Source organism: Paenibacillus sp. EKM212P (assembly GCF_011066115.1).
Taxonomy (GTDB): Bacteria; Bacillota; Bacilli; order Paenibacillales; family Paenibacillaceae; genus Paenibacillus; species Paenibacillus polymyxa_B.
The window spans coordinates 1-281 of the sequence record NZ_JAAMNR010000067.1 but is presented as its reverse complement, the minus strand read 5'-3'; the positions used below and the strand labels follow the sequence as shown (position 1 = coordinate 281).

The following is a 281-nucleotide window of genomic DNA, read 5'->3' as shown; positions in this document are numbered from 1 at the left end:
GGAGGCTTAGCTCAGCTGGGAGAGCATCTGCCTTACAAGCAGAGGGTCGGGGGTTCGATCCCCTCAGCCTCCACCATAAGAAAATTTGAGAAATGCCTTTTAATGTCGCGGGGTGGAGCAGTTCGGTAGCTCGTCGGGCTCATAACCCGAAGGTCGTAGGTTCAAATCCTACCCCCGCAATTAATTTCCTGTTGGAAATGCCTCTGGAACTGTGGTGTAGAGGCCTAACATGCCTGCCTGTCACGCAGGAGATCGCGGGTTCGAATCCCGTCAGTTCCGCC

3 tRNA genes are annotated in these 281 nt (G+C 54.8%); all 3 read left to right on the top strand.

Annotated features, from left to right (window positions below):
- The 3 genes from G9G54_RS25030 to G9G54_RS25020 all read left to right on the top strand — a co-directional run bounded on the left by G9G54_RS25030 (window position 1) and on the right by G9G54_RS25020 (window position 279).
- Window positions 1-76, top strand: a tRNA-Val gene (locus G9G54_RS25030).
- A gap of 30 nt (window positions 77-106) precedes the next feature.
- Window positions 107-180 (top strand) — tRNA-Met (locus tag G9G54_RS25025).
- A gap of 25 nt (window positions 181-205) precedes the next feature.
- Window positions 206-279 (top strand) — tRNA-Asp (locus G9G54_RS25020).
- The last annotated feature ends 2 nt before the right edge of the window (window positions 280-281 follow it).